Below are 26,733 nucleotides of genomic sequence, written 5' to 3'. Positions count from 1 at the left end.
TGGGAGTCGTCCGGACAATCAGCCCACCTTGCATACACCCGCGAACCCCATCCGCACCACATGATCGGCCGAAATCACCATTAGGGTGACCCCGGGGTGAGATGCCGCTTCTCTCCGTGATCACGCTATCAATGACTCGGCGTCAGAATCGAGTCAGCGACCCGATCCGGCCGCGGCGCGGGCGGCCGCCGGAAGGACACCGGCGGGCGGCCGCCCGGCCGGCGGTCAGTCGGCCCGCCGGATCTCCAGCTCACCGTCCGCGTAGCGGCGCCGCAGGACCTTCTTGTCGAACTTGCCGACGCTCGTCTTCGGCACCTCGGCGATGAACGCCCAGCGTTCCGGCAGCTGCCATTTCGCGATCCGCCCGGACAGGAACTCCCGGAGCTGCTCCGCCGTGACCGAGGCCCCCTCGCGGACGACGACGGAGGCGAGCGGACGCTCCTGCCACCGGTCGTCGGGGACGCCCACCACGGCGGCCTCGACGATGTCCGGGTGCGCCATCAGGTGGTTCTCCAGCTCCACCGACGAGATCCACTCGCCGCCCGACTTGATGACGTCCTTCGCCCGGTCGGTGAGGATCAGGTACCCGCCGGACGACAGCGTCCCGACGTCGCCGGTGCGCAGCCAGCCGTCGTGGAACTTCCCGGGGTCCTCGTCGAGGTAGTACGACCCGGTGATCCACGGCCCGCGGATCTCGACCTCGCCGACCCCCTCGCCGTCGTTGGCCAGCACGACGTCGCCGTCGCCGACGATGCGCATCTCCAGCCCGGCCAGGACGCGGCCCTGGCTGATCCTGGCCTGCCACGCCTCCTCGTCGGTCGCCTTGACGGGCGGGTGCGCGACCGTCGCGACCGGCGAGGTCTCCGTCATCCCCCACGCCTGGACGATGCGGACGCCGAGCTCGTCGAAGCCGCGCATCAGCGCCTCGGGGACGGCCGAACCGCCGCACGGGACGAGCCGCAGCGAGCCGAGGTCCGAGCCGTGCTCCTTGGTGTGGCGCAGGACGTCCGACCAGATCGTCGGCACCGCCCCGGCGACCGTCGGACGCTCGGACTCGATGAGCCGGACGAGCGGCTCGGCCTGCAGGAACCGGTCCGGCATGATGAGCGCGGCACCCGCCATCACCGCCGCGTAAGGCAGCCCCCAGGCGTTGGCGTGGAACATGGGCACCACCGGCAGGATGATGTCGGACGCGCTGAGGCCGATCGCGTTGCCGGTGCACGTCGCCATCGAGTGCAGATAGGCGGACCGGTGGGAGTACACGACGCCCTTGGGATTCCCGGTCGTGCCGCTCGTGTAGCACATCGCGGCGGCGGACCGCTCGTCGATCTCGGGCCAGTCGAACGTGGCGGGCGCGGCGGCGAGCAGCTCCTCGTAGGAGTGCAGTTCCTTGCCGGCGGCCTCCAGCGGCGCGGTGTCGCCCTCCCCGACGACGACCACATGCCGGACGGTCTTGAACTGCGGCAGCACCGGCGCGAGCAGCGGGATCAGCGAGCCGTCGACGATGACGACCTGGTCCTCGGCGTGGTTGGCGATGTAGACGAGTTGGTCGGGGAACAGCCGCAGATTCAGCGTGTGCAGGACGGCGCCCATGGACGGGACCGCCAGATACGCCTCCAGATGCTCGGTGTTGTTCCACATGAACGTGCCGACCCGCTGATCGCCGTCCACGCCGAGGCCGCGCAGCGCCCCGGCCAGACGCGCGGCACGCTCACCGACCTCGGCGTAGGTGCGGCGCCGGGCGCCGTCCCCCGTCCAGGTGGACACCTGGGCGTCGCCGAAGACGTCCGTGCCGTAACGCATGATCGTTGTGATGGTCAGCGGGAAATCCTGCATGGTGCTCAACATGGGGGCCCTCCCAGCTCGCAGCGCGTTCCAGAACCGGATTCTTGCAGTGATGGCCCAGGCTGACGACCCCCTGATCCCCGCTACCGGCGGATGGGGAAACCCCGTCAGTACAGCTCGCGGAGTTTGACCATGGCCCGGGAGACGGTGGACTTGACCGTGCCGACGCTGACGCCGAGGATTTCGGCGATCTCTCTTTCGGACATGTCCTCGTAGTAGCGGAGCATGACGGTGAGGCGCTGGCGTTCGGGGAGGCGGCGGAGGGCTCGAAAGAGCGCGTCGCGCAGTTCGCTGCTGCTCGTGTCGTCGTCGACGGGACGGTCGGGGAGCTGGTCGGTCGGGTAGACGTCCAGTTTCCGGCGCCGCCACCAGGAGATCTGCGTGTTGACCATGGCGCGGCGGACGTAGCCGTCGACGGCGCCGCGGTCTTCGATGCGGTGCCAGGCGAGGTAGGTCTTCGCGAGGGCGGCCTGGAGGAGGTCTTCGGCTTCGGCGCGGTCGCTGGTGATCTGGGTCGCGGCGCGCAGCAGCACGGCTCGGCGTTCCGTCACGTACGAGCGGAACTCCTCGTGGCGCGTGTCGTTCAAATCACCACCGGGCCAGGGGTTGTGGAGGCGTCCGGCGGGACGATTCCAGGATCCCGGCCGTGCGCACTCCCGGTTGTTTGACGATCGCACGTAGATCGTAATTTCGGGCCTACATAAAGCCCATATCCGGGTCAACCAGTGCATAATCTTCAACCGAGGTAGATCAATGGTCTTCCACCGGCTGACTTATCGCGACAAATCCGTCGACAAAAGCTGTCACCAGGCCCGACCCTTGACTCGCTGTCCACATGCCGACGACTCAGGGTAACGATCTACGCCGGAGCACCGCGATGCCGCCACCCCACCGCCGTGGAGCGAACCGCCGCCGACACCGCGCGGCCGTCCTCCCGGCATCCGCCGGTCACGGCCCCGCGGAGCGCGCGGGGCGGCCGCTGGACGCGGTGACCGGGATCGTCCTGGACGCCAGCCCACACCTGCTGGTGCTGGGTTCGGCGGCACGGCCGGGCACGGGCGGCACGGAGACGCGTCTCGCGATGAGCGCCGCAACGACCGTCTGGCACGGCGGGCGCGGGGGCCTCGCCGTGCTCCGGCCGGGCCGGTCCGTGATCGTCCGGCCGAGGGACGGCGGGCTCGGCGCCGACCGCGTCTGGGTCGACGCCGAACGGGTCAGCGGCACGATCCTGGCGTGCGGGAAGGACGCCGTGGAGGTGGACATGGGTCCGCACCGGGGGCGGACCCATGTGGTGATCCCTCCGCGCGCCTTCGAACGCGTCCTGGTCCGGCATCCGCGCCTGGAGCCCGGATACCTCATCGACGTGATCTGCGTGCGGTCCCCGCACGGCCCGCTGGCGGTGTGCCCCGGTACCTCCCAGCCCGGTTACCGGGCCGATGAACTCGCCGCGCCGGAGGTCGGCACGCCCGCACCCGGCGAGCTGCGCGGGACGGTGACGTGGTTCGGCAGCGCGGCCGACGAGGCACCGGACGGTGCCGCCTACCCGGCCGTCGATTCCGAGGGGGATGCCGGGGGATGCGCGGACGCCCCGTCCGGCTGCGTCGCCTTCCCGCTTCTGTCACTCGGCAGCGAGGTCGCCGTCCGCAACGAGTGCGGCGGGCGCTCCGCCACCGTCCCGGTGGTGGAGTGCGGCTGCGCGGCGGCCCGCTTCTGCGACCGGTGCGTGGAGTGCGACGCGTCCCCGCGGGGCCGGATCGCCGAGCTGACGCCCGCCGCGTTCGTCGGGCTCGGCGGCGATCTGGAAGCGGGCTGCTTCAACGCCGCGGTCCGGCCGGGCGCCCCGGCCGCGGTGCCGGGGAGGGCCGCGTCATGGTGACGGCGTTCCAGAACACGCAGGTGCTGCTGCTGGCGGCCGTGCTGCTGGCCGCGTGCCTGGCGAAGCTGACGGTCCGCGAAGAGGCGGCGGACGCGCCCGATCACGTCCACGGCGTGCCGGTGCCGGCGGGGCTCGCCCGACTGTCCGCGCTGCGCGGCAGCCGGGGGATGGCGGTGGGGCTCGCGGCAGGCGAGGGCGTCCTCGGGCTGGCGCTGCTGGTGACGTCGCATCTGTCGGTGCGGCTCGCGACGACGGTGGCGTTCGCCGCCGCGACGTGGGTGGTCGGCGAGCTGCGGGTCAGCCGCCCGGACGCCGGGTGCGGCTGTTTCGGCGGGCTCAGCGGCAAGCGGGTCGGGCGGCGGAGCGTGCTCCGCGCGGTGCTGTTCACCGGCGCGGCCATCACCTCGATGGGGGCCCCGCTCGCCGGCGTGGACGTGCTGCGGGACGTCCAGATGCAGGTCGCACTCGTGCTCGCGGCGGAGGTCGCACTGTTCGCGGCGCTGTCCCCGGAGCTGTCGGCCCTGCTCGACCGCCGCGGACTGCCGCACGGCCGCGCACGCCCGGTGACGCCGTGCGAGCGGCGGCGCAGCCCGATAGCGGAGACGTACGCGGCACTCTACGACAGCGCCGCGTGGGTGGAGCGCGAGAACGTCATCGCGAGCGCCGTGCCGATGGACGTGTGGCGGGAGGGCTGCTGGCGGTTCGTGGTCTTCCCGGCCCGGGTGGACGGCCAGGACATGGAGGTCGTGTTCGCGGTGTCGACCGCCGAGCGCGACCGGGCCGTCAGGTCGGCGCTCGTGGCACCGGAACCGAGCCCGTCTGCCGCTCTCTAGGCATTTCTAGAAGAAAGGCTAGAGAGCGTTAGAAAGGCCCAGAGGGCATGCGAGAAGAATCTACGGCTTTCTACGGCCACCACTAGAGAGCCGAATATTCGGCTGACGATGCGGCTCGATGCGTCTTTCTATCGATCTCTAGCATTCTCGCTAGAGATCTCTACAAAGCCGAAGCGTCAGGCGGGTTGGGAGCGGAGGAACTTGCCGAAGTGCGGCACGGTGAACGCGACCATGCCGCGTTCGGCGCTGTAGATGAGGCCCTTCTTGATGAGCCCGTCGCGGGCGGGCGACAGGCTGGACGGTTTGCGGCCCAGCTCGTCCGCGACCGACGCGGTGGGCACCGGGTCGTCGCCGAGCATGGCCATCGCGCGCATGTAGTCGCGCTCGGCCGGGGTGGCGCGTTCGTAGCGGCTGCCGAAGAAGCCGACCGCGAGTTCGCTCTCCGCCTCCGGCGCGGCGACCTTGATGTCGTCGGCGGTGATCGGGGTGTCGGGTGCCACGTCCCAGACGACCTTGGCGTACGCCTGGACGAAGTAGGGGTAGCCGTCGGCCGCGCCGTACAGGGCGTCGAGGGCGTCCTCGGTGAAGGTGACCTCCTCCCGCTCGGCGGGGGCCAGCAGGGCGAAGTCGGCCGACTCGCGGTCGAGCCGGTCGATGCGGGCGTAGCGGAACAGCCGCTCGGAGTAGGACTTGCTGGCCGACAGGACGGCCGGCAGATGCGGCAACCCGGCGCCCACCACGATCAGCGGGCCGCCGACCTGCGACAGCTCGTGGCACGCGGCGCAGAGCGCGGACACGTCGTCGGCGGGGATGTCCTGCATCTCGTCCACGAACAGGGCGATGCCGACGCCGACGTCCGTGGCGACGGACGCCGCGTCCACGAACAACTCGGTCAGGTCGATCTCCAGGTCGCCCGAGTCGGCTCGGCCCCGCGAGGCGGGCACGTCGATGCCGGGCTGCCAGCGGTGCACCCGCGCCCTGCCCTTGCCGGACGGCTCCGGCTCGGCCTGCGCGAACGCCTTCAGCACGCCGAGGAACTCCTCGATGCGGTCGGGCGCGCGATGCCGGGGCGCCAGTTCCCGGACGGCCCGGTGCAGCGCCGAGGCGACCGGCCGTCGGATCGACTGGTCGGGCCGGGCCTCGATCTTCCCGGTCCCCCACAGGCGCTGGATGGCCATCGAACGGAACGCGTTGAGCAGCACGGTCTTGCCCACCCCGCGCAGACCGGTGACGATCATGCTGCGCTCGGGTCGGCCGCGGGCCACCCGCTCGATCACCACCTCGAACTGCTTGAGCTCACGGTCGCGGCCGGCCAGCTCTGGAGGGCGCTGCCCGGCGCCAGGGGCATAGGGATTGCGCACGGGGTCCACGCTCTCGGACTCTATGAGGCGATATAGCTGAGGCCGTAGATTTGCGTAGAAACCGCTGCGGCGTGTCGCGTGCTCCCGCCTCCGTCCGCAGCGCGCGGGACCGTCCACCCCCCTCGCGGCCGCCGTCGCCACCATGCCGCCTCCCCGGGCGAGCGCCTGCACTTTCGTCGAACCTCTGTTCGACTGTTCGAACACACTAGCGCACACCGCCGCCCCCGTCATCCGAACTCGGGGAACTCCGGCGACGGATTCGGAACGAGAACGGAGCTTGCATCACGCGAGAGATTCGTCCGCGTCGGACCTATGTGGGACCTTCTCCGCGGGGATCGTGCCCATGCGGCCGGCCTGGAAGTCCTCGAACGCCTGGACGATCTCCTCGCGGGTGTTCATCACGAACGGGCCGTACCGGGCGATCGGCTCGCGGATCGGGAGGCCGCCGAGGATGAGGATCTCCCAGCCGTTCGCGCTCGCGACGGGCTGGCTGTCGGCGGCGCGGACGACGAGGCCGTCACCGGTGCCCTTGTGGTGGGAGCCGGCGAAGACCCCGAGCTGCCCTTCGTCCAGCCCGGTCTCCTCGGAGCCCGCCGTCCCGCGCCCGGAGAGCACGTACACCATCGCGTTGAAATCGCGCGGCCAGGGCAGGGTGAGGCGCGCACCGGGCGCGACCGTCGCATGCAGGTAGTTGATGGGCGTGTAGGTGACGCCGGGGCCGTCGTATCCGGCGACCGAGCCCGCGATGACGCGGACGAGGGACGAGCCGTCGTCGGCCGCCAGCAGCTTGACGTCGCGGGCCTCGATGTCCTGGTAGCGCGGCGGCACCCACTTCTGGGCGCGGGGCAGGTTCACCCAGAGCTGGACGCCGTGGAACAGGCCGCCCTTGGTGACCAGTTCCGGCGGCGGCTGCTCGATGTGCTGGATCCCGGACGCGGCGGTCATCCACTGGGTGGCGCCGTCGGAGATGAGGCCGCCGCCGCCGGTCGTGTCCTGGTGCTGGAACGCGCCGTCGATGATGTAGGTGACGGTCTCGAACCCGCGGTGCGGGTGCCACGGGGTGCCCATCGCCTCACCCGGCGCGTATTCGACGGCGCCCATGTGGTCGAGGAGCAGGAACGGGTCGGCCAGGGCCAGGTCCGTGCCGGGGAACGGGCGCCTGACCTCGAAGCCCTCGCCCTCCAGGTGACGCGCGGCGGTCACGACCTTCGCGACGCGGCGCCAGCCGGTTTCGGCCTCGGGCAGCAGGGGCAGGCGGGGAAGGGTCAGCGGGTCGGCCATCACGGCGGGCATCGGTTCTCCCTCGTTCGGGTGCCCGTCCATGACCGGGCGGTGCACTGCATGCCACAACATGGTTGATGCTTCAACTATTTCCACGGACCGGTGCGGCGCGATCCTGCTACCGTGAAGTTAGCCGGGCTTAGTTGAACCTTCAACCTGTGTCGTATACTTGGCGGTATGAGCGAACCTCGCTGGCTCGATGCCACCCAGCAGCGCGATTGGCGGGCATACGTGGACGGCAGCGTCCGGCTCACCGAGGTCATGGACCGGGATCTGAAGACCAAGCACGGCCTGTCGGTGTCGGAGTACGAGATCCTCGTCCGGCTGTCCGAGGCCCCCGAACGGCGGCTGCGCATGGCGGAACTCGCCGAGAACGCCAGCCAGTCACGCAGCCGCCTGTCGCACACGTGCTCCCGCCTGGAGTCCAAGGGCCTGGTCAAGCGGGACAGCTGCCCCAACGACAAGCGCGGCGTCTTCGCCCACCTGACGGACGAGGGCTACGCCGCACTCGAAAAGGCCGCCCGCGATCACGTCGAAACGGTCCGGACCTACTTCATCGACGTCGTCCAGCCCGAAGACCTCGAAGCCATCGGCCGCGCCTTCGCACTCGTCCGCAAGCGCCTGGGCCCTACCGCCTGACCCGCCTACAGGGGGACGGTGACCCCGGTGAGGAACCCGACGGACACCAGGGTCAGGAACACCCAGGCCAGCATCATCCCGATGCCGAACGTCCGCCACCGTCCGCCGACCTTCCAGATGAGCAGGCTGCCGAGCCCGAACGCCAGGACGAGCAGGGTGATGAACTGCGGCAGCAGGCTCGGGCGGCGGCTCATCATCAGCGGCGCCCACATCATCACGGCGTCGACGAACAGGAACAGGCCGAACCCCGCCGCGAGCGCCTTCACATCGCGGCCGAGGAAGGCGCGGGCCCGTCCCACGAGCACCTCGGCCCTGTCCGTCTGCAGCCGCGGCTGCGCCTGCGCCGCCGGCTCGACCTCCACATTGTGCGCCACGGCGAAGATCTCGTCTTCGAGGCTTGGGAGGTCCCTCTCCTGAGGTTCCGCCATCCCGCTCCCTGAGGCCGGAAGCCGCCTGACGACATGCCCGGCGGATGATCGAGGTTCACGGCCCGTCCGCCCCGGCCCCTTTCCGGCGGGCGCACCTTCAAACGCACGGTAGCGGATCGGGGGGTGGCGCACACAGCCCATCCGACGTGCCATGCTGGAAAGATGCCAGGTAGACGGGCTATTCGCAGCGCGGCGGCGATCGCCGCCCTGGTCACCGTGACGTCCGCCGCGGCCGGTTGTGGCCGCGGCTCCGACGAGCCGACGCCTTCCGCCACCCCGCCCACCGCGTCGGGGACGGCCGCGTCCCCGTCGGCGCCGGCCGAACAGGGCTTCCAGTCGGAGATCAAGAAGGTGACCGCCGGGGACCTTGAGCACTCGTGGCGGGAGGGCTGCCCGGTCGCGCCGTCCGGGCTGCGGATGATCGAGATGACCTACTGGGGGATGGACGACAAGCCGCACACCGGCGGGCGGCTCGTCGTCAACGCCAAGGCGGCCGAGGACCTCGTCAAGGTGTTCCGGAAGCTGTACGACATCCGCTACCCCATCGAACGCATGGAACCGGTCGACAAGTACAAGGGCAGTGACTTCCAGTCGATCGAGGCCAACAACACCTCGGCCTTCAACTGCCGCCAGGCGACCGGATCGAGTTCGTTCTCCCAGCACGCGTACGGCCTCGCCCTCGACGTCAACCCGTGCCAGAACCCCTACGTCTACGCCGACGGGCGCATCGCCCACGAGCAGTGCGCGAAGTACAAGAACCGCGAGAAGGACGCCCCGGGCATGATCCATGCCGGCGACAAGGTCGTCGACGCGTTCGACTCGATCGGCTGGGGCTGGGGCGGCGAGTGGAGCGGCGCCAGGGACTACCAGCACTTCTCCAGCAACGCCCGCTGAGCGGGCGCTACATCATCATCAAGGCGATCACGATGACCGCCACGATGACCACGCCTGCGGCGACGCCGGCGATCAGGCCGACGTTCGGCCCGGACTTCTGGGGTTGTGCCTGGTTGGCGAAGTTCTGGAACTGGTGTGTCGTGCCTGCCGGATCATTGGGTGTCTGCGACATGCCGAAGAGGGTAACGGATACACAACAGGACGGTCCGTCCGTTCTCGCCACGGACCAACCATCTGGACGCTGGGCGGAGAGTGTGGGATTCGAACCCACGAGGACTGTCCCCAGCCCTGGGCGCTTTCAAGGCGCCTGCACTAGTCCACTATGCGAACTCTCCAGATGACCGCCGTCCCCGGCGGCCATCGCCCACGATAGCGGTCACCGCCCGGTACCTTCGACCGCATAACGCGAGTTCAACGCTCACGGTTTCGGTGCGTCCGGGACGGCGTAGCCGGGGATCGAGGGCCAGCGGACCGTCATGACGACCGACTCCTCCTCGGCCTGCCACGAATGGTCGACACCGCGTCCCCACACGACGTAGTCGCCCTGCTCGGCCAGGACCACGTCCCCCTCGGGGAACTCCAGCCGGAACCGGCCGCTGATCAGGACGAGCAGCGCGGTCCGCTTCTCCCCGTCCGTCCACTCGCCGCGGCGCTCACCCTTCGGATGAACCCCCCATTTGATCTCGACCTCGCCACTGTGCCTGAGATCACCGACCGGCTTGAAGTGCCCGAGCAGCCAGCCGCGGTCACCGGCCGCATCCGGCCCCGCCTTCCCCACGTACACACCGTCCACAGGTCGCGACCGTACTCCCGGCGGTCAGGACTCGGTGGGACGCTGGTAGGCGAAGCCGTCGCCGACGACGGCGGCGAGTGTGAGGTACGCCTCGCGGGTCGCGGGAGCGAGCTGCTCCAGCTCGACCTCGGCGCCCTCCTCCAGGTGGTCGTCGTACGGGATGCGGACGACGGCGCGGCAGCGGCTCTCGAAGTGGGCCTGCAGCTTGTCCAGGTCGACCTGGCTGCGGGTGCGGTTGCGCACCATCGACAGCACGACCACGCCGTTGCGGACGAGGTGGCTGTGGTCGTGCGCCTCCAGCCAGTCCAGCGTGGCGCTCGCGGAGCGGGCACCGTCCACCGACGGGGAGCTGACCAGGACGAGCTGGTCGGCGAGGCTGAGCACGCCCGCCATCGCCGAATGCAGCAGCCCCGTGCCGCAGTCGGTGATGCAGACCGAGTAGTACTGCTCCAGGACGACGGCGACGGCTGCGTAGTCCTCGGCGCTGAACGCCTCGCTGACCGCCGGGTCGCGGTCGGACGCGAGGATCTCCAGCCGGGCCTCGTTCTGCGAGGTGAACGCGCGCACGTCGGCGTACCGGTGGATCTGGTCCCGGTTGTTGAGCAGGTCCCGGACGGTCGCGGCCGTTTCCAGCCTGACCTTGTCCGAGAGCGTCCCGCGGTCCGGGTTGGCGTCCACGGCGATGACGCGGTCGCCGCGGAAGGACCCCAGCATCGAGCCGAGCCCGGTCGTGGTGGTCGTCTTGCCGACGCCGCCCTTCAGCGACATGACGGCGACCCGGTGGTGCCCGCCCGCCACGACGGTGCGCGCCCGTGCGATCAGATCCTTGCGGCGCAGGTCGGTCTGCGACTCACCCGGGTGGATGCCGCCCGCGGTCGCCTTGTAGACGGCACGCCGCCACCCCGAGGACGGAGCGATGCGCCGCTCACCGAGAAGGTTCTCGGAGCTGAGGCTGTCGGCGTTCTGCGGCTCCTGCGGCTGTTGCGGCTGTTGCGGGTGCGCCGCCGGGTAGCCCGGCGCGGGCTGCATCATCTGGTTGAGCGCCTGCGGATACCCCTGCTGATCCTGCGGCGGCCCGCCGGGGTAGCCGTACCGCGGCTGAGGCTGCCCGGTGCCGGGGTCGATGGTCGGGTACTGCGCCCCCGCCGGCCCCTGCGCGTACGGCTGCCCCGTGTTGGGGTCGACCGGTGCGTACTGGGCTCCGGCGGCGATCGGGTCCTGCGCGTACGGCTGCCCGGTGGCCGGATCGACCGCCTGGAACTGCCCACCGCCCGCACCCGGGTCCTGCATGTAGGGCTGCCCCGTGTTGGGGTCGACCGGCGCGTACTGGCCGCCGCCCGCGTTCGGGTCTTGCCCGTACGGCTGCCCCGTGTTGGGGTCGACCGGCGCGTACTGGGCTCCGGCGGCGTTCGGGTCCTGCCCGTACGGCTGGCCGGTGCTCGGGTCGACCGGCTGGTACTGCGGGTACGGCTGGCCGGTGGCCGGATCGACCGCCTGGAACTGCCCGCCGCCCGCACCCGGGTCCTGCGGGTACGGCTGCCCGGTGGCCGGGTCGACCGGTGGGTACTGGGCTGCGGCGGCGTTCGGGTCCTGCGGGAAGGGCTGGGCGCCGGCGTCGGGCTGGAGGGGCTGGCCGGTGTTCGGGTCGATCGGCACGTAGGGCCGGCCGGAGGCGTCGGTGTCCTGGGGGAAGGGCTGGCCCGTGGCGGGATCGATCGGCTGGTACTGCTGGCCGAGCGCGTTCTGGTCGGCCGGGTACGGCGGGAGCCGGTCGAGGGGCGGGGCGGTGTTGCCGTTGGCGTCGTACGGCGACAGCTGCGGCTGGTGCGGGGGCTGCTGGGGGGCCTGGGACGGGTCGTAGCCGCCGGCCGCGTACGGCGGCGGCAGCATTCCCCCGTCGAACGGCTGGGGCGTGGGGCCGCCCTCGTACGGCGGGGGCTGCGGCGGGCCGAAGGTCTGGGGCGGGTAACCGGTCTCGGGGGCCTGCTGGAACGAGGGGGGCGCGGCGAGCCAGGGGTTGGCGTTGGGGTCGGACTGCTCGGACTCCGGCTCGGGCTGGGCGGCGGACTCCGCCTCGGGCCGGCCGGCGTCCTCGTCCGGTGGCGCGTTCTCCTGCTGCGCACTCTGTTCGCCCTCCGCGGACTGCGCGCCCGTGTCGCCGCTCATCGCGTCCAGAGAGGCCAGCCGCTCCTCCAGGGAACGCCCGTCGTGCTCGTTCCTTGCCACCGTTCTTCCCCCTCGGGCACGCCTCTGATGATCAACACGGAGCAGGTGGGCAAAATGGTCCCCGTGCAGGATACCTGTGCACCAATACCACGTATCCCACGTGGAGATAGGCGTTGGGGCGGCCGGGGCCGGGGCCGGGGGCGGGGTGCGCGGCGCCCGGTAGCGTGACGGGTATGCATGCGATCGTTATCCGTGAACCGGGGGACCCCGACGTCCTTGAGTGGACGCAGGTGCCGGATCCGGCGCCGAAGCCGGGCGAGGTGCTGATCGAGGTCGCGGCGAGCGCGGTGAACCGCGCGGACGTCATGCAGCGGCAGGGGTTCTACCCGCCTCCGGAGGACGCTCCCCCGTATCCGGGGCTGGAGGTGTCCGGGCGGGTCGCGGAGCTGGGCGCGGACGTGACCGGACTGAACACCGGGGACGAGGTGTGCGCGCTGCTCAGCGGGGGAGGGTATGCCGAACGGGTCGCGGTGCCCGCCGCGCAGGTGCTTCCGGTGCCTCGCGGGGTGGACGTCGTCGAGGCGGCCGGACTCCCCGAGGTCGCGTGCACGGTGTGGTCGAACGTCTTCCAGCTCGCCGGGCTGCGCGAAGGGGAGACGCTCCTGGTGCACGGCGGCGGCAGCGGCATCGGCACGCTGGCGATCCAGCTCGCCAAGGCGCGGGGCGCGCGGGTGGTGACGACGGTGGGCAGCGCGGAGAAGGCGGCCCGCTGCCGGGACCTCGGCGCGGACGTGACGGTGAACTACCGCGAGGAGGACTTCGTCGGAGGCGGCCCCTACGACGTCATCCTGGACCTGATCGGCGCGAAGTACCTGGCCCGGAACGTCGACGCGCTGGCCGTCGGCGGCAGGCTGATGGTGATCGGGCTGCAGGGCGGGGCGAAGGCGGAGCTGGACATCGGCAAGCTGCTCCGCAAGCGGGCGCTGGTGCACGCGACGACGCTGCGGGCCCGTCCGCCGGAGGAGAAGGCGGAGATCGTGGCCGGTGTCCGGGAGCATGTGTGGCCGCTGCTGGAGTCGGGGGACGTCCGGACGGTCGTGGACCGGCGGATCCCCATGGCGGACGCGGCGAGCGCGCACCGCCTGCTCGAACAGAGCGTTCACATCGGCAAGATCCTGTTGACCGTGTGAGGATATGAGGATGATGAGCGAGCCTTCGAAGAACCAATCTGAACAGGACCCCCAGGTGCTCGTGGTCGGCCCGAAGGGCATCGCCTTCGAGGGCGGCGGTGAGGGCGAGTCCGAGGGCAAGTCGGTGACCGAGATGGTCGAGCAGCCGGCGAAGGTCATGCGGATCGGCGGGATGATCCGGCAGCTTCTGGAGGAGGTCAAGGCCGCCCCCCTCGACGAGGCGTCCCGGGCGCGGCTGCGGGAGATCCACAAGTCGTCCATCAAGGAACTCGAGGACGGTCTCGCGCCGGAGCTGGTCCAGGAGCTGGAGCGGCTGTCGCTGCCGTTCACCGAGGGGACGGTGCCGAGCGAGGCGGAGCTGCGGATCGCGCAGGCCCAGCTCGTCGGCTGGCTGGAGGGCCTGTTCCACGGCATCCAGACGACGCTGTTCGCGCAGCAGATGGCGGCGCGCGCCCAGCTTGAGCAGATGCGGCGCGCCCTGCCCGCCGGCATGCTCCCGCCCGGCGCGGAGGAGGAGCCGCCCAAGCCCGGGCCGCGTTCGTCCGGCCCCTACCTGTAGGACGCCGCGTGAACGGCCGCACTCCCGCCCGGGGGGTGCGGCCGTCGCGTCGTCAGGGGAAGAGTCGTTCGATGACTTCGGCCACGCCGTCGTCGTCGTTGCGGGACGTCTTGTGGGTGACGGCCCCGAGCACGAGCGGGTGCGCGTTGGCGACGCCGTACGACGTGCCGGCCCAGGTGAGCATCGGCAGGTCGTTGGGCATGTCGCCGAAGGCGGTGACGGCGTCGGACGTGATGCCGTGCCGGATGCACAGGGCGGCGAGTGCACTGGCCTTGGTGACGCCCTGCGCGCTCATCTCCAGCAGACCCCGCCCGGACGAGTGGGTGACGGTGACGAGGTCGCCGACGGCCTCGACCGCCTTCTCCGAGAGCGAGTCCGGATCGGCCTCGGGATGGAACGCGAGCAGCTTGGTTCCGCGGTGGGTCACGAGTTCCTCGCTGCCCACGGGACGGCCGCCGAGGGCCTTCGCGTCCCAGCGTCCGAGGTCGTAGCTGTCCTCGAAGAGGAACCCGTCCGGGTGCTCGACGGCGAACCGCAGCTCGGGTGCGATGGAGCGGAGCCGCCCGACCGTCTCGGCGATCACGGGCGCCGGGATCTCCTCGGCCTTCAGGACCGTCTCGGTGTGCAGGTCGTACAGGACGGCCCCGTTGGCGCAGATCGCGACGCCGTGGTGGTCGACGGCAGTGGCGATCTCCTTCATCCAGCGCGGCGGCCGCCCGGTGACCATGACGAGCATCGCCCCGGCCCGCTCGACGCGGGCCAGGGCGGCGACGGTGCGGGCGGAGATCGTCCCGTCGGAGCGCACGATCGTTCCGTCGAGGTCGGTGGCGATCACGCGCGGCACGGAGGAGTCGGTCATGTCACCTTCCAGGGCATATGGCTCACACCATAAGCCACACCCCGGACACCCTCACCGCCGGGCGTCAACGCTTCACGGGCTCCAGGACGTCCATGCCGAGGAACTTCTGAAGCGCCTCCGGCACGCGGACGCTTCCGTCCGCCCGCTGGTGGTTCTCCAGGATCGCGACCATCCAGCGGGTGGTCGCCAGCGTCCCGTTCAGGGTGGCGACCGGCTGGTTCTTGCCGTCGGCGTCCTTGTGGCGCACCGCGAGACGCCGCGCCTGGAACTCGGTGCAGTTGGACGTGGAGGTGACCTCGCGGTAGGTGTTCTGCGTCGGCACCCACGCCTCGCAGTCGTACTTGCGCGCCGCGCTGGACCCCAGGTCGCCCGCCGCCACGTCGATCACCCGGTACGGGATCTCGACCTTGGCGAGCATCTCCTTCTCCCACTCCAGCAGCCGCAGATGCTCGGCGTGCGAGTCGGCCGGGTCGCAGTAGGAGAACATCTCCACCTTGTCGAACTGGTGGACGCGGATGATGCCGCGAGTGTCCTTGCCGTACGAGCCCGCCTCGCGGCGGAAGCACGACGACCACGCCACGTACCGCCGCGGCAGGTCGTCGATGATCTCGTTCATGTGGTACGCGGCGAGCGGCACCTCCGACGTCCCGACCAGATACAGGTCGTCGTCCGGAAGCCGGTACACCTCGGCGGCGTGCGCGCCGAGGAACCCGGTGCCCTCCATCGCCTCCGGCTTCACCAGGACCGGCGGGTACATCGGGACGAACCCGGCCGCGACGGCCTGCTCCATGGCGAGGTTGAGCAGCGCGTACTGCAGCCGCGCGCCCACACCCGTCAGATAGTAGAACCGCGCGCCCGACACCTTCGCGCCGCGCTCCATGTCGATGGCGCCGAGGCTCTCCCCCAGCTCCAGGTGGTCCTTGGGCTCGAAGTCGAACGCCGTCGGCTCGCCGACATGCTCCAGGACGACGAAGTCCTGTTCGCCGCCGGGCGGGGCGCCGTCCTCGATGAGGTTCGGGACGCCCTTCATCAGCGTCTCGAGTTCCCCGCCGAGCCGGTCGGCCTCCGCCTCGCGCTCCTTGACCTGCTGCGCCAGCTCCTTCGCGCGGGTCAGCAGCGCCTGCCGCTCGTCGCCCTGCGCCTTGGACACCGACTTGCCGAAACTCTTCTGCTCCGCCCTGAGCTGCTCGAAGGACGTCAGCGCCGAGCGGCGCCTTTCGTCCACGTCCAGCAGCCGGTCGACGACGGCGTCATCCTCACCGCGGGCGCGCTGCGAGGCGCGCAGCCGCTCGGGATCCTCTCGAAGAGCTCGCAGGTCAATCACAGACCCGAGGCTACCGGCCCGGGCCCCTCCGCCGCGCGCGCATATCGCCGTTCTCCTGGACGCCGCTGGCCAGCAGCGCGTGCGCGGGCAGCGCGACCTTGCCGTCCTCCACCGCGTACCCGGCGATGATCCGGTCGTAGGCGTCCTTGATCCGCGCGACGGTCCCGGGGTCCTGCCGCCCGACGATGACGCCGTTGGTGCCGACCTTCGACAGCGCGCCCGCCTCCCACCAGTCCTCGGGGTCGGCGACGTGCTCCCACGTCACCTCTTCGACGGCCACGTCGGTGAACCCCGCCTCCGCCACCAGCCGCCGGAACGCCACCGCCTCGCCGTACTCCATGAACGGCGGCTCCGGAATGTCGTCCGGCCACGGCACGCCCGCCTCCTCGATCGCCTCCCGGACGATCCCGAGGGCGCCGCTGCCCGGCATCACCCAGCAGCTCAGCGCCAGCCGCCCACCCGGCCGCAGGACGCGCCGCAGTTCCGCGAGCGCCCTGCCGGGGGAACCGACGTGGTTGATGACGAAGTTGCCGGCGACGGCGTCGAACTCCCCGTCCGCGAACGGCACGTCGGGCAGGATCGCGACGTGCGCGTCGAGGCCGGGGACGTTCCGGCGGGCGGTCTCGGCCATGTCCGGGTCGGCGTCCATCGCCGACACGTCGGCGCCGCGCCGGGCCGCCTCCCGGGACACGAACCCCGGGCCCGTCCCCACGTCGAGGAACCGCATCCCGTCCGCGACACCGGCGGCGTCCAGCAGCGGGCCGACCATGTAACGGGTGAGCCGGGCGAACCCCCGCTCGTACGCGGAGGCGCGCCCGGCCCACAGTTCCCGCTCGTAGAGATCGAAGTCCTTGGCCACCCAGGCAGCCTACGTCAGCGCACGTCCACGTAGTCGTCCCGGTAGGTCTTGATGTAGCTGGTCGCGGCGCCGCTGTACGCACGCCACGTGCCGTCCTTGGACGCCTTGAAGCCCTTGCGGAAACGACCGTACTCGTCGGTGTTCTGCGAGCCCAGGTAGGTCCACGTGGACGAGCCCTTGGGCAGGAAGTAGAACTTGATCTTCTTCGACGCGTAGGGCTTCCACTTGTCGGTCTCCCGCTGGAGCGACCCCATCACGGTGACGGTGCCGCCCTTCGTCACAGGCTCCGGTGCCGCGTTGAAGTCGAGGATCCGCGTCCGGTACCTGACGTCGATGTAGTCGGTGCCGCTGACGGACGGCTCGGCGTAGCCGCTGCGGGGGACGACCAGGCGCCAGTATCCGTCCCGGTCCGCGCGCCCCTGGACGTTGAACGTTCCGTCACCGCTGACGCCCACGAGGCCCTTGTTGCTCCACTTGCTGCGGTCGGTGGAGAACTGCAGCTGCACGGTCGCGTTCGCCGGAGCACCGACCCAGCTGCCGTCCGCGAGCTGGTTCATCACGCGCCCGCTCCCGGTGACCATGTTGCCCCTGCCGACCGGCTCAGGCCACGCGTTCCCGTCAATGATCTTCGTCCGGTACGCGACCATCCGGACGCTGGTGTGCGCCTCGGACGAGACATAGTAATGGTAGTCGCCCGGCAGGCCGACCGGGTCGTTCGCGAACTGGATCGACCACGCGCCGTTCTCGGTGACGGTCACCTTCGTGCTGTAGTCGCCGGCGGCGTCGGTCGTCGGGGTCGCGACCGTCCTCCAGTCGCCGCCGGTCGCCGGGTCGAACTGGAGGTTGACCTGCTTGCCCGCCAGCGGCGCCCAGGCACCGTCGCGGTCCTGCCGTTCGAGCCGCCCGCTGACGGTGACCTGGTCGCCCACGATCAGCCGGTCGGGCATGCTCAGCGTGACCCGGGTCTGGAGCCGCCGCATCGTGACCTGGACCTCCGCGCTGCGGCTGGGCCGGTACATGAAGCCGCCGTCGTAGTGCAGCCGGGCGTAGCCCGTCCAGGTGAAGTTCGCGGTCCCCTGCGCCCGGCCGTCCGCCCCGGTGACCGCCGAGGGGATCGGGCCGTTCACGCCGATCAGGCGCAGCGTGGCGCCCTGCACCGCTGCCAGGTCACCGCCGGCGCTACGGCTCATCAGCCGCGCGCTGAACGCGACCTCGGGGTGGTCGACGTCGACGATGTCCGGGGTGACCTCGAAGTCGGTGATCACTGAGTCGAGCCCGTTCTCGATGATCACGCGCTGAGGCCACAGGCGCGTGTCCTCGGTGGTGGTCAGCTCGACGTCCACCCACCAGCGGCCGGGGTCGACGGTGACCGCGGACTTCGTTCGCCACACCCCGTCCCGCACCGTCCCCTCGACCAACTCGAAGTCGTCGACGCTGAGCGTCTTCGGGGAACCGTGCATGTACGCGTACACGACGGCGCGCACCTTGGTGATGTCGGCGATGCCTTCGGCCGCCACTTCGATCTGCGTCGTGGCCGCACCGGGAGACAGGATCCGCACGTCTTTGATCCGCGCCGAGACGGCGGCGGCGTCCGCCGGCACGGAGGCGAGTGAGAACGTCACGGCGAGAGCCGTCAACAGGGCGATCAACCGGCGCACCAGGAACCTCCATCGTCATGTCCATCCAGCGGTCAGCGGACGTGCCACTGATTGCTGGTGTGGAGATGACGCTCAAGATCCACCACGGGTTTACCGGCTCCGGTCTACCGGGCGGTCACAGTTGGGTTACCTGGGCGGGGAGTCGTCCGCGGGGACGGCGCAGGTGTCGTCGGTGCAGGCGGCGGCCTCGTCACCGATCGTCGTCAGCGCGGGGTTGGCCTCCGCCCACGCCTTGCCGAGGACCTCCGCGAACGTCTCGGTGGGCTGGGCGCCCGAGACGCCGTAGCGGCGGTCGATGACGAAGAACGGGACGCCGGTCGCACCGATGTCGCGCGCCGCGCGCTGCTCGGCGTCCACGTCCGAGGCGAACCGGCCGGACGTGAGCACCTCGCGCGCCTCGGTCGCGTGCAGGCCCGCCTCCGCCACGACCTCCACCAGGGAGTCGTGGTCGAAGACCGAGCGGCGGTCGGTGAAGTGGGCCTTGAAGAGGGCCTCGACGACCGCGTCCTGCACGCCGTGCTCCGCCCCGAGGTGGATCATCCGGTGCGCGTCCGCGGTGTTGCCCGAGCGGCCGCCCTCCAGGTGGTACTCCAGACCCACCCCGGCCGCGCGCTCCTCCATCTGCCGGTTCATCTCGACGGCCTGCTCACGCGACATGCCGTACTTGCCGGCCAGCATGTCGGCGACGTCCATGGTCTCGCCCTCGGGGAACGACGGGTCGAGCTGGAAGGCCCGGTACACCACCTCGACCTGGTCGCGATGCCCGAACCCGTCCAGCGCCTGCTCGAACTGCCGCTTCCCGATGTAGCACCAGGGGCAGATGACATCGGACCAGATCTCGACGCGCATGGCAGGGCACCTCTCCCGGGACGGTTGAATCTTCTACAACAATCCCCGGCCCTGATCGATTTCCGGCCGGACGAAGCGGACGAAAGATCGAAGTCCTTGACCATCCACTTACCACCGGCGGTAGCATCGAGGCATGAACGCTATGCCGTATGAGCCCGCGGCCGGGGAACCGGAGTCGACGGATACCGACACCGGGGCTCAGAAGGCGCTCCGGTCCGTGACCGAGTGGCTTCACAATGCTGGCGACCAATTGGACGAACCCGCCGAGAATCTCCACTCGCTGGGCCGCGCCCGCAAGGTCAGTGTCTCGTTGCCAGAAGAGCTCACCGCCGCTGTGCAGCAGCGTGTCGGCAAGGGAGAGTTCAGCCGGTACGTGACCGAGGCCGTCGCCCACCAACTGGAGTTGGACTTGCTGGCCGAGTTGTCCACGCTTCTGGAAGACGAGCACGGCCCGATACCCGAGGAATATCTCGCGCAGGCAGGAAACACGTGGCCAGACGAGTAGCCACCGGTGGAACTCTCGTCCTCGACAGTGAGGGCCTGGCCAAACTCGCCGAGGGTCACCCGCTTCCGCGCGCATATCTCGACACGGCGCGTGCCCGCAGGGCCAGTGTCGTGGTCAGCGCCATCACGCTGACCGAGGTACTGCGCGGCAGGCCGCGTGACGCGCGGATACACCAGGTCTTGTCGCGTATCACGACGCTTCCCGTCACACCGCTCATGGCCCGTCGCGCTGGAGAGTTGCTGGGCAACACCGGGCTGTCCGGACATCGGTGCGCCATAGACGCGGTGGTGGCCGTGACCGCATTGGGGGCCGCTCGCCCGGTCGTGCTACTCACCAGCGACCCGGATGATCTCAACCGGCTGGTCGAAGAACCCGAGCGCCCCAAGAACGAGCGCATCGCCGTCTTCCACGTGTGAGAAGACTCGGGGTCGCGCGACCACCGAAGACCGAGAATCGTGGGCCGCCCTCTCCGGGGGCGCACGCTGCGGGGATCCCAGCTCCTCCAGCACTCGCGGCGCACCGCCCCGTATCCTGCGTTGTTCGGCCAGACCGGTGCCGCGGGCCAGTTCCAGCGGGTAGTACGACCAATCGACCTCGACCGGCCGTCCGCCGTGCCTGAGCAATCGGTGACGCAACTGCACCGGGTCACCGGCCTCCAGTCCGAGCGCCCTGGCGACTTCGGTCGGCGACGCCACTTCGGCCACCTCCAGCAACTCGTACGAATACCCTCCCGGCGTAGGTTCGAAGTAGGTGTCGGCCTCGACTCTGAACGGCTGGCGTTCGCGAACGAACACGCCCTTGCCCTGCCGGCTTGTCAGATAGCCCTCGCCCTTGAGTACGCTCAGGGCCTTTTGCACGGTGGTGTTGGACACCCCGAACTCGTCCACCAGGTACGCGGTCGAGGGCAACTGCGCCCCGGGCGCGAACCTCGATCTCTTCTCGCGCCTCATGAACGGTGAACCCGAGATCGGCCAGGAGCGTCACCGCACCGCCCTTGATTTTTCCATGCTGAGCAAGAGCGGTCCCGGCCGCGATTGCGGTGGGATACCACGAATCGGCCAGCTCGACTGGTCTGTCGTCAAGACTGATCGTCCGCCGCCGGACCACCGCCGCCGCGCCCTCATTGAGGGAGTACTTCTCGCGAGAACCATTATGGATGTGGACGGGTCCGATGATCCCTAACCGGCCACGCTGAGGGGCGGGGAGTACGAGGTGCGTGGGTCAACCGACGGTTACCAAGGCCACGCCGGCTACCCCTGGCCGGTGCGGATGGCTTCGAGCCAGGCGGCGGCCTTGGTGAAGGCGTCGTCGTGGGTGCCGCGGCGGATCTCGGGACGGATCTGGTCGGCGCGGGGATAGGAACCGACGAAGCGGAGGTCGGAGCAGACGCGGCGCAGGCCCATCAGGGCCTCACCGACGCGGGCGTCCGCGACGTGGCCTTCGAAGTCCATCCAGAACAGGTAGGAGCCGAGACCGGCCCCGGTGGGTCGGGACTGGATCAGGGTGAGGTTGATGCCGCGCACGGAGAACTCGGTGAGGATCTCCAGCAGCGCGCCCGGGTGGTCCTCGCCGATGAACGCGACGACGGTCGTCTTGTCCATGCCGGTCGGGGCGGGCGGCGTGCAGGGGCGGTGCAGGACGACGAAGCGGGTGACGGCGTCGGCGACGTCGTGGATGTCCTCGGCGAGGACGGACAGGCCGTAGCGGGACGCGGCGAACGAGCCGGCGAGGGCCGCGTCGTAGTGGCCGTCGGCGACGTGCTGGGCGGCCTCGGCGTTGGACGTCGCGGCGCGCCACTCGGCGTCCGGGACGTTCTCCAGCAGCCAGCGGCGGCACTGCGGCTGCGCGATCGGGTGGGACGCGACGGTCTTGATGTCGGCCATCGCGGTGCCGGGCCGGACGAGCAGCGCGAACGAGACCGGCAGGTGGATCTCGCCGACGATCTGGAGGGCCTCACCGGTGGCCAGTTCGTCCAGCGTGGTCGGGACGGAGCCCTCGACGGAGTTCTCCAGAGCCACGACGGCGGAGTCGGCCTCGCCGCGGCGCAGGGCCTCCAGCGCGGCCGGGACGGTCGAGTACGGGACGTGCTCGGCCGCGGCGGCGTCCGGGAGGGTCAGCAGCGCCGCCTCGGTGAACGTGCCCCGCGGACCCAGGTAGGCGTAGCGCGCTGGCCTGCTGTCTGCGGTCACGGGTCCCCCGGTGCTGGGTCGCTTGTGCTGGGTCGCTTGTGCTGGGTCGCTTGTGCTGGGTCACCGGTGCGCGTGTCACTGGTGAGCGGAATGTGCCTCAAGGCTACCGCCCGGCCGGTCAAGGCCGTCCGGCCAGGGAAGACCGCCGGCCCGATCAGGCGCGGGGCGCTTCAAGCACGTGCGGTGGAGGTACGGTCGCCGTTGCCGAAGTCGGCGAGCGGGTCGTCCATCGACACGGCGGGACCCTTGCCGAGCTTCGCCGCGCGCAGGGCCTGGTTCTCCTCGGGGGAGAGCATCTCGACGGGATGCCCGGCCTGGACGGCCTTTGCGTAGGTCCGCGTCTCGGTCCGCCCGTTGATGGAGCTGACGACGACCCCGTCCCCGACCGCGTTGATCAGGGCGAGTGAGAAGGACCGGTGTCCCGACATCTCCTTGAGGGCGTCGTAGTGGACGATCGCGAGGTCGCGCATGGCGCGCTCGTCCACCGATCCACTGGCGACCTGGAGTTGGCGCCTGAGCATTTCTCCGCACTCGTCGACGACCTGGTTCACCCGGTTGTGGGCGACCACCGCGATGGACAGGCCCGCAACCCCCGCGACCAGGCCGGCGACGGCCACCGCGACAAGCATCACGGGCTGAGAGTACCCATCCGGACCTCGTGTTGCGAAAGATCCTCGTGGGCGACTTGCGGCCGGACCCGTTTCACGAGCCAGGTTCCGAGCGCGAGAACCGAGACGAGGGCGGCGATGCCGAACGAGTCGCGGAGGACCTGGCCCGCGAAAACCGAGACCACGGAGTGATCTGGGCCGATCATGCTTCGCGCCCACCACGGGATCGGGAACAGGAACAGCAGCCACAGGACGAACGCGAAAAGACATCTTCGCGTGTCGCGACCATCACCGGCCAAAGCCGCGATGACGGCGATCATCCACACGAGATGGTGGATCCACCCCACAGGCGACAGCACGACGGACAGGAGCCCGGCGATCGCGACCGAGGCGAGGAGCAGGCTCGCGGAGTCGGCCCCGGCCCGGAGATCGGCGGCCTGGGACGTGCGGCGCGCCCACCGGAAGCCGTAGTACGCGACGACCAGCGCGAGGGCGAGCCACACGAGCGTGCGGGCGGGCCCCTCGTCCAGGATCCGCGCGACGATGCCGTGGACCGCCTGGTTCGTGGTGCCGTCGACCGCACCCGTCCGGTCGCCGCCCTGCAGCAGCACGTGGAACCAGTAGTCGGACGAGTCGGACGGCAGCAGCGCGAACCCGCCGAGGGTCGCCGCGGCGGCGGTGAGCAGCGCGTTGCCCAGCGCGTCCCGCCGCCCGGTGATCAGGAACCAGATGAGGAAGACGCCCGGCACCAGCTTGATCGCGACGGCGAGGCCGACGAGCATCCCGCGCGGCCAGCGGGCCGTGCGGGCACAGCAGTCGGCCAGGCACATGGCGAGGAGGAACAGCCCGACCTGGCCGAAGCGGAACTGGTCCCGGACGGGTTCCAGCCACGTCATCGCGGCGACCAGGACGCCCGCGGCGAGCGGAGCCCAGCGTCCGAACCGGCGGATGAGGTCGCGGAACGCGTAGCAGACCGCGGCCACCAGCGCGGCGTAGACGAGGGCCGTCCACACCAGCTGCGCGGCGCGCCAGGGGAGCAGGGTGAACGGGACGGCCAGGACCGCGGCGAACGGCGGATACGTGAACGGGAGGAACTGCGGCGGCTGCGTCAGGACCTCGTAGAGCGGCGCACCGCGCAGGATGGCCCGTCCGCCGTCCCGGTACACCTCCAGGTCGACGAGCCGCTGGTCGGGCTCGTTGCCGAGCCAGCGGGTGACGACCGGTGTGACGGCGACCACGGCGACGACGACGCCCGCCAGGAGGATCAGCAGATCGGCCCGCGCCCACCGCCGCCCGGTGGGGACGGGCGGGGGCTCGGCCCCGTCACGGGGTTCGCTCACGACCTGCGCCTTGGGACCGTCCACAGCCCGCAGGATATGGCCCCTCTGGCACGGTATGGCTCTTGTAGCCTGAACGCCATGACTTCGCGGGGAGCAAAGATCGCCATGTTCCTCGCGACCCTCGTCACGGTACTGGTGGGGTTGCCCGGGTCGTCCGCGGCCCAGGCCGGCGGCGCGTCCGCTCAGGAGGCGGCCGCGGGCGCGTCGGCCATCCGCGGCCGGGTCGTGGTCGTCGGTGTTCCGGGGCTGCTGTGGAGCGACGTCGACCGGGAGAACACGCCCGCGCTGTGGGAGCTGACCGCGCAGGGCTCCGCCGCGAGCCTGTCCGTCCGCACGACACGGGTCAACACGTGCCCGACGGACGCGTGGCTGACGCTGTCGGCGGGGCAGCGGTCCCGGCTGCCGCACGGCGACTGCGCGCTCCCGGCCGCCCCGATCCTGTCCGGGCATCACTCCCCCACGGGCCCGCCGCCCGAGGGCGGCGCCATCGCCCCCGGCTGGCCGGCGATCAAGAGCGACAACGCCGACACCGACTACCACGCCCAGATCGGCCTGCTCGGCGACGCGGTGAAGGCGGCGGGCGGCTGCACGACGGCGGTCGGGCCCGGCGCGGTGTTCGGCGTCGGCGACGGCGGCGGGCGGGTCGACCACTACGTCCCGTCCCCCGACGAGGCGACCGCCGCCGACTGGGCCCGCTGCCCCCTCACCGCGGTCGACGTGGACGGCCTGTTCCGCGGCTACATCGACGCGGGGGTCGACCCGGACGGCGAGCAGATCCCGCTGTCGGACCGGACCCGCGCCGACGCCACGGCCGCCGCCGACCGCCGGGTCTCGCAGGTCGTGAACAACATCCCCGCGGGGACGACGGTCCTGCTGGCCGGGCTGTCCGACGTCGGTGTCGACCCGCACCTGCGCGTCGCCATCGCCAAGGGCGAAGCCGGCGGGGACCTCACCTACGGCCCCGGGTACATGACGTCCACCGCCACCCGGCAGGACGGCCTGGTCACGCTCACCGACCTCACCGCGACGACGATGAAGTTCCTCGGGCTGCCGCAGCCGAAGCAGGCCGTCGGGTCGGTCTGGCAGCCGCAGCCGTCGGACGACAGCACGGCCGAACGCGTGGAGTCGCTGGAGGACTCCGACGTCGCGGCGCAGGGCATCCGGACGGTCCAGACGTCGTTCTACTGGGTGCTGTTCGCGACGCAGCTCGTCCTGTACGGGATCGCGGCGCTCGCCCTGCGGCGCCTCGGCGGCGACCGCAGGTCACGGGCGCGGATACTCGGCGGCACCCGCGTGATAGCGCTGCTCGGCGGGGCGGCGCCGGCCGCGTCGTTCCTCGCGGGGCTGCTGCCGTGGTGGCGGGCCGCGCATCCGACCCCCGTGCTGATCTGCACCGTGCTCGGCTTCGCCGGGCTGCTGACCGGCCTGGCGCTCGCCGGTCCGTGGCGCCGGTCCTCGTTCGCGCCCGGGCTGGTGATCACCGGAGTCACCGCCGGCGTCCTCGCGCTGGACGTCATGACCGGGTCGAACCTCCAGCTCAACACGCTGATGGGGTACACCGCGCTGGTCGCCGGGCGCTTCTACGGGTTCGGCAACCAGGCGTTCTCGCTGTTCGCCGTCGCCTCGATCCTGACGGCGGGGTGGCTGGCGGAGTACCCGCTGCGCGCGGGCCGCAAGAGGCTCGCGCTCGGAATCGTCGTGGTGATCGGTGCGTTCGCCGTCGCGGTCGACGGGCTCCCCGCATGGGGCAGCGACTTCGGCGGCGTGCTGGCGATGGTGCCGGCGTTCGCGATGCTCGGCCTGATGGTGACGGGGCGGCGCGTCTCGGCGGTCAGGCTCGCGTCGTTCGGCCTGGCCGGCGCGGCGCTGGTGCTGTTCATCTCCTTCCTGAACTCCCGGAGCGCCAACCCGACGCATCTCGGCCGGTTCTGGCGGGACCTCATGGACGGCGAGGCCTGGGGCATCGTCACCCGCAAGTTCGACGCCATGGTGAACAGCCTCGGGTACTGGCCGTACACGCTGGCGGTCGCCGCGGCGGTCGTGTTCCTGTTCTTCGTTCTGGCGCGCCCGACCCGGTGGCGGGTGTCGCTGCTGCAGCGCGCCTACGAGCACAGCCTGACGATGCGCCCGTCGCTGATCTGCGCGCTGGCGGTCGGCGTCATCGGGATGCTGGTGAACGACTCGGGCGTGGTGATCCTGTCGGTCGCGTTCAGCCTGTCGACTCCGCTGATGCTCGCCGCGGGCGTCCGGTCACTGGAGATCGACCTGAGAAACGAAGACTCTGCACCACCAGAACCGTCAGAACCGCGACCAGAGTCCACGGAATCACCGTCGGCCGAACGACGGTGAACAGCCACGACAGGTCGTCCGGCAGCATGATCCGGGCGGGGGCGCGGGCCGGAAGGTAGGCGAGGCTGAGCGCGGCGGTGTGGGCGAGCAGGACCCAGTCGACACGCGTCCAGGGGAGCAGGGCAAGCAGCGCCCAGCCGAACCCGTCGTACCAGGGCAGCGCGTAGGGGGCGGCGAAGAGCCAGGCGAGGACGAACGCCGCCGCGATACGGCGGTTGTCACCGTCCGATGCGACCGTGTCGTCGCGGATCGCGTCCTTGGGCAGCGCGTCCTTGGGCAGTGGGTCTTTCGGAAGCGTGCGGGCCAGCAGCACGAACAGCCCGAGGCC

The 26,733-nt window shown here is 70.8% G+C and carries 26 protein-coding genes, 1 tRNA gene and 1 pseudogene; 9 read left to right on the top strand and 19 right to left on the bottom strand.

Features of this window, described 5'->3' with window-relative positions:
* Nucleotides 1–225 precede the first annotated feature (225 nt).
* Both ACGFIS_RS21870 and ACGFIS_RS21865 read right to left on the bottom strand, forming a co-directional pair.
* The gene (locus tag ACGFIS_RS21870; RefSeq protein WP_392903454.1) at nucleotides 226–1,848 is read right to left on the bottom strand and encodes a long-chain fatty acid--CoA ligase; all 1,623 of its coding nucleotides are present in this window, start codon (nucleotides 1,846–1,848) and stop codon (nucleotides 226–228) included.
* Nucleotides 1,849–1,952: 104 nt separating this feature from the next.
* The gene (locus ACGFIS_RS21865) at nucleotides 1,953–2,432 is read right to left on the bottom strand and encodes a SigE family RNA polymerase sigma factor (protein ID WP_392903456.1); all 480 of its coding nucleotides are present in this window, start codon (nucleotides 2,430–2,432) and stop codon (nucleotides 1,953–1,955) included.
* A gap of 290 nt (nucleotides 2,433–2,722) precedes the next feature.
* On the opposite strand from ACGFIS_RS21865, the gene ACGFIS_RS21860 reads away from it, so the two are divergent.
* Nucleotides 2,723–3,721 carry a hypothetical protein gene (locus tag ACGFIS_RS21860; protein ID WP_392903458.1) on the top strand — a complete coding sequence of 333 codons (999 nt, stop codon included), beginning with the start codon at nucleotides 2,723–2,725 and terminating at the stop codon, nucleotides 3,719–3,721.
* On the top strand, nucleotides 3,715–4,554 hold the full coding sequence (locus ACGFIS_RS21855) for a MauE/DoxX family redox-associated membrane protein (protein ID WP_392903461.1): 840 nt from the start codon (nucleotides 3,715–3,717) through the stop codon (nucleotides 4,552–4,554). Before ACGFIS_RS21860 ends, ACGFIS_RS21855 begins: the two co-directional genes overlap by 7 nt.
* A 176-nt stretch (nucleotides 4,555–4,730) precedes the next feature.
* On the opposite strand, the gene ACGFIS_RS21850 is transcribed toward ACGFIS_RS21855, so the two are convergent.
* Complete coding sequence (locus tag ACGFIS_RS21850) at nucleotides 4,731–5,924, bottom strand: ATP-binding protein (protein WP_392903463.1); 1,194 nt, start codon at nucleotides 5,922–5,924, stop codon at nucleotides 4,731–4,733.
* A gap of 273 nt (nucleotides 5,925–6,197) precedes the next feature.
* Nucleotides 6,198–7,208: a pirin family protein gene (locus ACGFIS_RS21845; RefSeq protein WP_392972275.1), complete on the bottom strand. Its 1,011-nt coding sequence runs from the start codon at nucleotides 7,206–7,208 to the stop codon at nucleotides 6,198–6,200.
* Nucleotides 7,209–7,373: 165 nt separating this feature from the next.
* On the opposite strand from ACGFIS_RS21845, the gene ACGFIS_RS21840 reads away from it, so the two are divergent.
* Nucleotides 7,374–7,835 (top strand): MarR family winged helix-turn-helix transcriptional regulator, encoded by a 462-nt coding sequence (locus ACGFIS_RS21840; RefSeq protein ID WP_392903469.1) that lies wholly within the window; start codon nucleotides 7,374–7,376, stop codon nucleotides 7,833–7,835.
* Nucleotides 7,836–7,840: 5 nt separating this feature from the next.
* Here ACGFIS_RS21840 and ACGFIS_RS21835 read toward each other — a convergent pair whose 3' ends face one another.
* Nucleotides 7,841–8,263 (bottom strand): hypothetical protein, encoded by a 423-nt coding sequence (locus tag ACGFIS_RS21835; protein WP_392972273.1) that lies wholly within the window; start codon nucleotides 8,261–8,263, stop codon nucleotides 7,841–7,843.
* Between the two features lie 162 nt (nucleotides 8,264–8,425).
* Between ACGFIS_RS21835 and ACGFIS_RS21830 the strand changes: the two genes are divergently transcribed.
* Complete coding sequence (locus tag ACGFIS_RS21830) at nucleotides 8,426–9,157, top strand: M15 family metallopeptidase (protein ID WP_392903473.1); 732 nt, start codon at nucleotides 8,426–8,428, stop codon at nucleotides 9,155–9,157.
* A gap of 7 nt (nucleotides 9,158–9,164) precedes the next feature.
* Here the strand turns inward: ACGFIS_RS21830 and ACGFIS_RS21825 are convergent, their stop codons facing one another.
* The 4 genes from ACGFIS_RS21825 to ACGFIS_RS21810 all read right to left on the bottom strand — a co-directional run bounded on the left by ACGFIS_RS21825 (nucleotide 9,165) and on the right by ACGFIS_RS21810 (nucleotide 12,176).
* The gene (locus ACGFIS_RS21825) at nucleotides 9,165–9,329 is read right to left on the bottom strand and encodes a hypothetical protein (protein WP_392903475.1); all 165 of its coding nucleotides are present in this window, start codon (nucleotides 9,327–9,329) and stop codon (nucleotides 9,165–9,167) included.
* A gap of 74 nt (nucleotides 9,330–9,403) precedes the next feature.
* A tRNA-Ser gene (locus ACGFIS_RS21820) sits at nucleotides 9,404–9,492 on the bottom strand.
* Between the two features lie 83 nt (nucleotides 9,493–9,575).
* Nucleotides 9,576–9,950 (bottom strand): signal peptidase I, encoded by a 375-nt coding sequence (locus ACGFIS_RS21815; protein ID WP_392903478.1) that lies wholly within the window; start codon nucleotides 9,948–9,950, stop codon nucleotides 9,576–9,578.
* Between the two features lie 24 nt (nucleotides 9,951–9,974).
* Complete coding sequence (locus tag ACGFIS_RS21810) at nucleotides 9,975–12,176, bottom strand: AAA family ATPase (RefSeq protein ID WP_392972271.1); 2,202 nt, start codon at nucleotides 12,174–12,176, stop codon at nucleotides 9,975–9,977.
* A gap of 173 nt (nucleotides 12,177–12,349) precedes the next feature.
* Here ACGFIS_RS21810 and ACGFIS_RS21805 point away from each other — a divergent pair, with 173 nt between their 5' ends.
* Complete coding sequence (locus tag ACGFIS_RS21805) at nucleotides 12,350–13,306, top strand: NAD(P)H-quinone oxidoreductase (RefSeq protein WP_392903483.1); 957 nt, start codon at nucleotides 12,350–12,352, stop codon at nucleotides 13,304–13,306.
* A 10-nt stretch (nucleotides 13,307–13,316) separates the two neighbouring features.
* Entirely contained in the window at nucleotides 13,317–13,865 is a 549-nt protein-coding gene (locus ACGFIS_RS21800; RefSeq protein WP_392903486.1) for a bacterial proteasome activator family protein, read from the top strand.
* A gap of 52 nt (nucleotides 13,866–13,917) precedes the next feature.
* Here the strand turns inward: ACGFIS_RS21800 and ACGFIS_RS21795 are convergent, their stop codons facing one another.
* The 5 genes from ACGFIS_RS21795 to ACGFIS_RS21775 form a co-directional block, all read right to left on the bottom strand.
* Entirely contained in the window at nucleotides 13,918–14,724 is an 807-nt protein-coding gene (locus ACGFIS_RS21795; protein WP_392903488.1) for a Cof-type HAD-IIB family hydrolase, read from the bottom strand.
* Nucleotides 14,725–14,788: 64 nt separating this feature from the next.
* On the bottom strand, nucleotides 14,789–16,048 hold the full coding sequence (gene serS, locus ACGFIS_RS21790; RefSeq protein ID WP_392972269.1) for a serine--tRNA ligase: 1,260 nt from the start codon (nucleotides 16,046–16,048) through the stop codon (nucleotides 14,789–14,791).
* 10 nt (nucleotides 16,049–16,058) lie between these two features.
* The gene (locus ACGFIS_RS21785) at nucleotides 16,059–16,907 is read right to left on the bottom strand and encodes a class I SAM-dependent methyltransferase (protein ID WP_392972267.1); all 849 of its coding nucleotides are present in this window, start codon (nucleotides 16,905–16,907) and stop codon (nucleotides 16,059–16,061) included.
* A 14-nt stretch (nucleotides 16,908–16,921) separates the two neighbouring features.
* Nucleotides 16,922–18,565 carry a hypothetical protein gene (locus ACGFIS_RS21780; protein ID WP_392903495.1) on the bottom strand — a complete coding sequence of 548 codons (1,644 nt, stop codon included), beginning with the start codon at nucleotides 18,563–18,565 and terminating at the stop codon, nucleotides 16,922–16,924.
* 126 nt (nucleotides 18,566–18,691) lie between these two features.
* Nucleotides 18,692–19,414 (bottom strand): DsbA family oxidoreductase, encoded by a 723-nt coding sequence (locus ACGFIS_RS21775; protein ID WP_392903498.1) that lies wholly within the window; start codon nucleotides 19,412–19,414, stop codon nucleotides 18,692–18,694.
* A gap of 133 nt (nucleotides 19,415–19,547) precedes the next feature.
* On the opposite strand from ACGFIS_RS21775, the gene ACGFIS_RS21770 reads away from it, so the two are divergent.
* The gene (locus ACGFIS_RS21770; protein ID WP_392903501.1) at nucleotides 19,548–19,919 is read left to right on the top strand and encodes a hypothetical protein; all 372 of its coding nucleotides are present in this window, start codon (nucleotides 19,548–19,550) and stop codon (nucleotides 19,917–19,919) included.
* Nucleotides 19,904–20,335 carry a type II toxin-antitoxin system VapC family toxin gene (locus ACGFIS_RS21765; RefSeq protein WP_392903503.1) on the top strand — a complete coding sequence of 144 codons (432 nt, stop codon included), beginning with the start codon at nucleotides 19,904–19,906 and terminating at the stop codon, nucleotides 20,333–20,335. Before ACGFIS_RS21770 ends, ACGFIS_RS21765 begins: the two co-directional genes overlap by 16 nt.
* On the opposite strand, the gene ACGFIS_RS21760 is transcribed toward ACGFIS_RS21765, so the two are convergent.
* The 5 genes and pseudogenes from ACGFIS_RS21760 to ACGFIS_RS21740 all read right to left on the bottom strand — a co-directional run bounded on the left by ACGFIS_RS21760 (nucleotide 20,246) and on the right by ACGFIS_RS21740 (nucleotide 24,080).
* Entirely contained in the window at nucleotides 20,246–20,869 is a 624-nt protein-coding gene (locus ACGFIS_RS21760) for a GntR family transcriptional regulator (RefSeq protein ID WP_392903505.1), read from the bottom strand. The two genes, ACGFIS_RS21765 and ACGFIS_RS21760, sit on opposite strands and share 90 nt — an antisense overlap.
* Nucleotides 20,870–20,897: 28 nt before the next feature.
* Nucleotides 20,898–21,026 (bottom strand): annotated as a pseudogene (locus ACGFIS_RS21755) (UbiC family transcriptional regulator); the annotation flags it as partial.
* Between the two features lie 143 nt (nucleotides 21,027–21,169).
* Entirely contained in the window at nucleotides 21,170–22,108 is a 939-nt protein-coding gene (pheA, locus tag ACGFIS_RS21750; RefSeq protein WP_392903508.1) for a prephenate dehydratase, read from the bottom strand.
* Between the two features lie 170 nt (nucleotides 22,109–22,278).
* A complete protein-coding gene (locus ACGFIS_RS21745) occupies nucleotides 22,279–22,737 on the bottom strand; it encodes a DUF4446 family protein (RefSeq protein WP_392904048.1) in 459 nt (152 codons plus the stop codon).
* Entirely contained in the window at nucleotides 22,737–24,080 is a 1,344-nt protein-coding gene (locus ACGFIS_RS21740; RefSeq protein ID WP_392903511.1) for a glycosyltransferase 87 family protein, read from the bottom strand. The genes ACGFIS_RS21745 and ACGFIS_RS21740 overlap by 1 nt, the downstream gene beginning before the upstream one ends.
* A gap of 54 nt (nucleotides 24,081–24,134) precedes the next feature.
* On the opposite strand from ACGFIS_RS21740, the gene ACGFIS_RS21735 reads away from it, so the two are divergent.
* Entirely contained in the window at nucleotides 24,135–26,405 is a 2,271-nt protein-coding gene (locus ACGFIS_RS21735; protein WP_392972265.1) for a hypothetical protein, read from the top strand.
* Nucleotides 26,406–26,733 lie beyond the last annotated feature (328 nt).

The sequence above is a fragment of the Spirillospora sp. NPDC048824 genome, from assembly GCF_043198455.1.
In the GTDB taxonomy this organism is placed as follows: domain Bacteria; phylum Actinomycetota; class Actinomycetes; order Streptosporangiales; family Streptosporangiaceae; genus Spirillospora.
Note: the sequence above shows the minus strand (reverse complement) of the source record. Positions and strands in the feature narration are given on the sequence as shown.

Excerpts from the sequence above, each read along its gene's own strand:
- ACGFIS_RS21870 (WP_392903454.1), bottom strand. The coding sequence starts at position 1,848 with ATGTTGAGCACCATGCAGGATTTCCCGCTGACCATCACAACGATCATG.
- ACGFIS_RS21860 (WP_392903458.1), top strand. The coding sequence starts at position 2,723 with ATGCCGCCACCCCACCGCCGTGGAGCGAACCGCCGCCGACACCGCGCG.
- ACGFIS_RS21855 (WP_392903461.1), top strand. The coding sequence starts at position 3,715 with ATGGTGACGGCGTTCCAGAACACGCAGGTGCTGCTGCTGGCGGCCGTG.
- ACGFIS_RS21845 (WP_392972275.1), bottom strand. The coding sequence starts at position 7,208 with ATGCCCGCCGTGATGGCCGACCCGCTGACCCTTCCCCGCCTGCCCCTG.
- ACGFIS_RS21840 (WP_392903469.1), top strand. The coding sequence starts at position 7,374 with ATGAGCGAACCTCGCTGGCTCGATGCCACCCAGCAGCGCGATTGGCGG.
- ACGFIS_RS21835 (WP_392972273.1), bottom strand. The coding sequence starts at position 8,263 with ATGGCGGAACCTCAGGAGAGGGACCTCCCAAGCCTCGAAGACGAGATC.
- ACGFIS_RS21830 (WP_392903473.1), top strand. The coding sequence starts at position 8,426 with ATGCCAGGTAGACGGGCTATTCGCAGCGCGGCGGCGATCGCCGCCCTG.
- ACGFIS_RS21825 (WP_392903475.1), bottom strand. The coding sequence starts at position 9,329 with ATGTCGCAGACACCCAATGATCCGGCAGGCACGACACACCAGTTCCAG.
- ACGFIS_RS21805 (WP_392903483.1), top strand. The coding sequence starts at position 12,350 with ATGCATGCGATCGTTATCCGTGAACCGGGGGACCCCGACGTCCTTGAG.
- ACGFIS_RS21800 (WP_392903486.1), top strand. The coding sequence starts at position 13,317 with ATGATGAGCGAGCCTTCGAAGAACCAATCTGAACAGGACCCCCAGGTG.
- ACGFIS_RS21795 (WP_392903488.1), bottom strand. The coding sequence starts at position 14,724 with ATGACCGACTCCTCCGTGCCGCGCGTGATCGCCACCGACCTCGACGGA.
- ACGFIS_RS21775 (WP_392903498.1), bottom strand. The coding sequence starts at position 19,414 with ATGCGCGTCGAGATCTGGTCCGATGTCATCTGCCCCTGGTGCTACATC.
- ACGFIS_RS21770 (WP_392903501.1), top strand. The coding sequence starts at position 19,548 with ATGAACGCTATGCCGTATGAGCCCGCGGCCGGGGAACCGGAGTCGACG.
- ACGFIS_RS21760 (WP_392903505.1), bottom strand. The coding sequence starts at position 20,869 with ATGAGGCGCGAGAAGAGATCGAGGTTCGCGCCCGGGGCGCAGTTGCCC.
- ACGFIS_RS21745 (WP_392904048.1), bottom strand. The coding sequence starts at position 22,737 with ATGCTTGTCGCGGTGGCCGTCGCCGGCCTGGTCGCGGGGGTTGCGGGC.
- ACGFIS_RS21735 (WP_392972265.1), top strand. The coding sequence starts at position 24,135 with ATGACTTCGCGGGGAGCAAAGATCGCCATGTTCCTCGCGACCCTCGTC.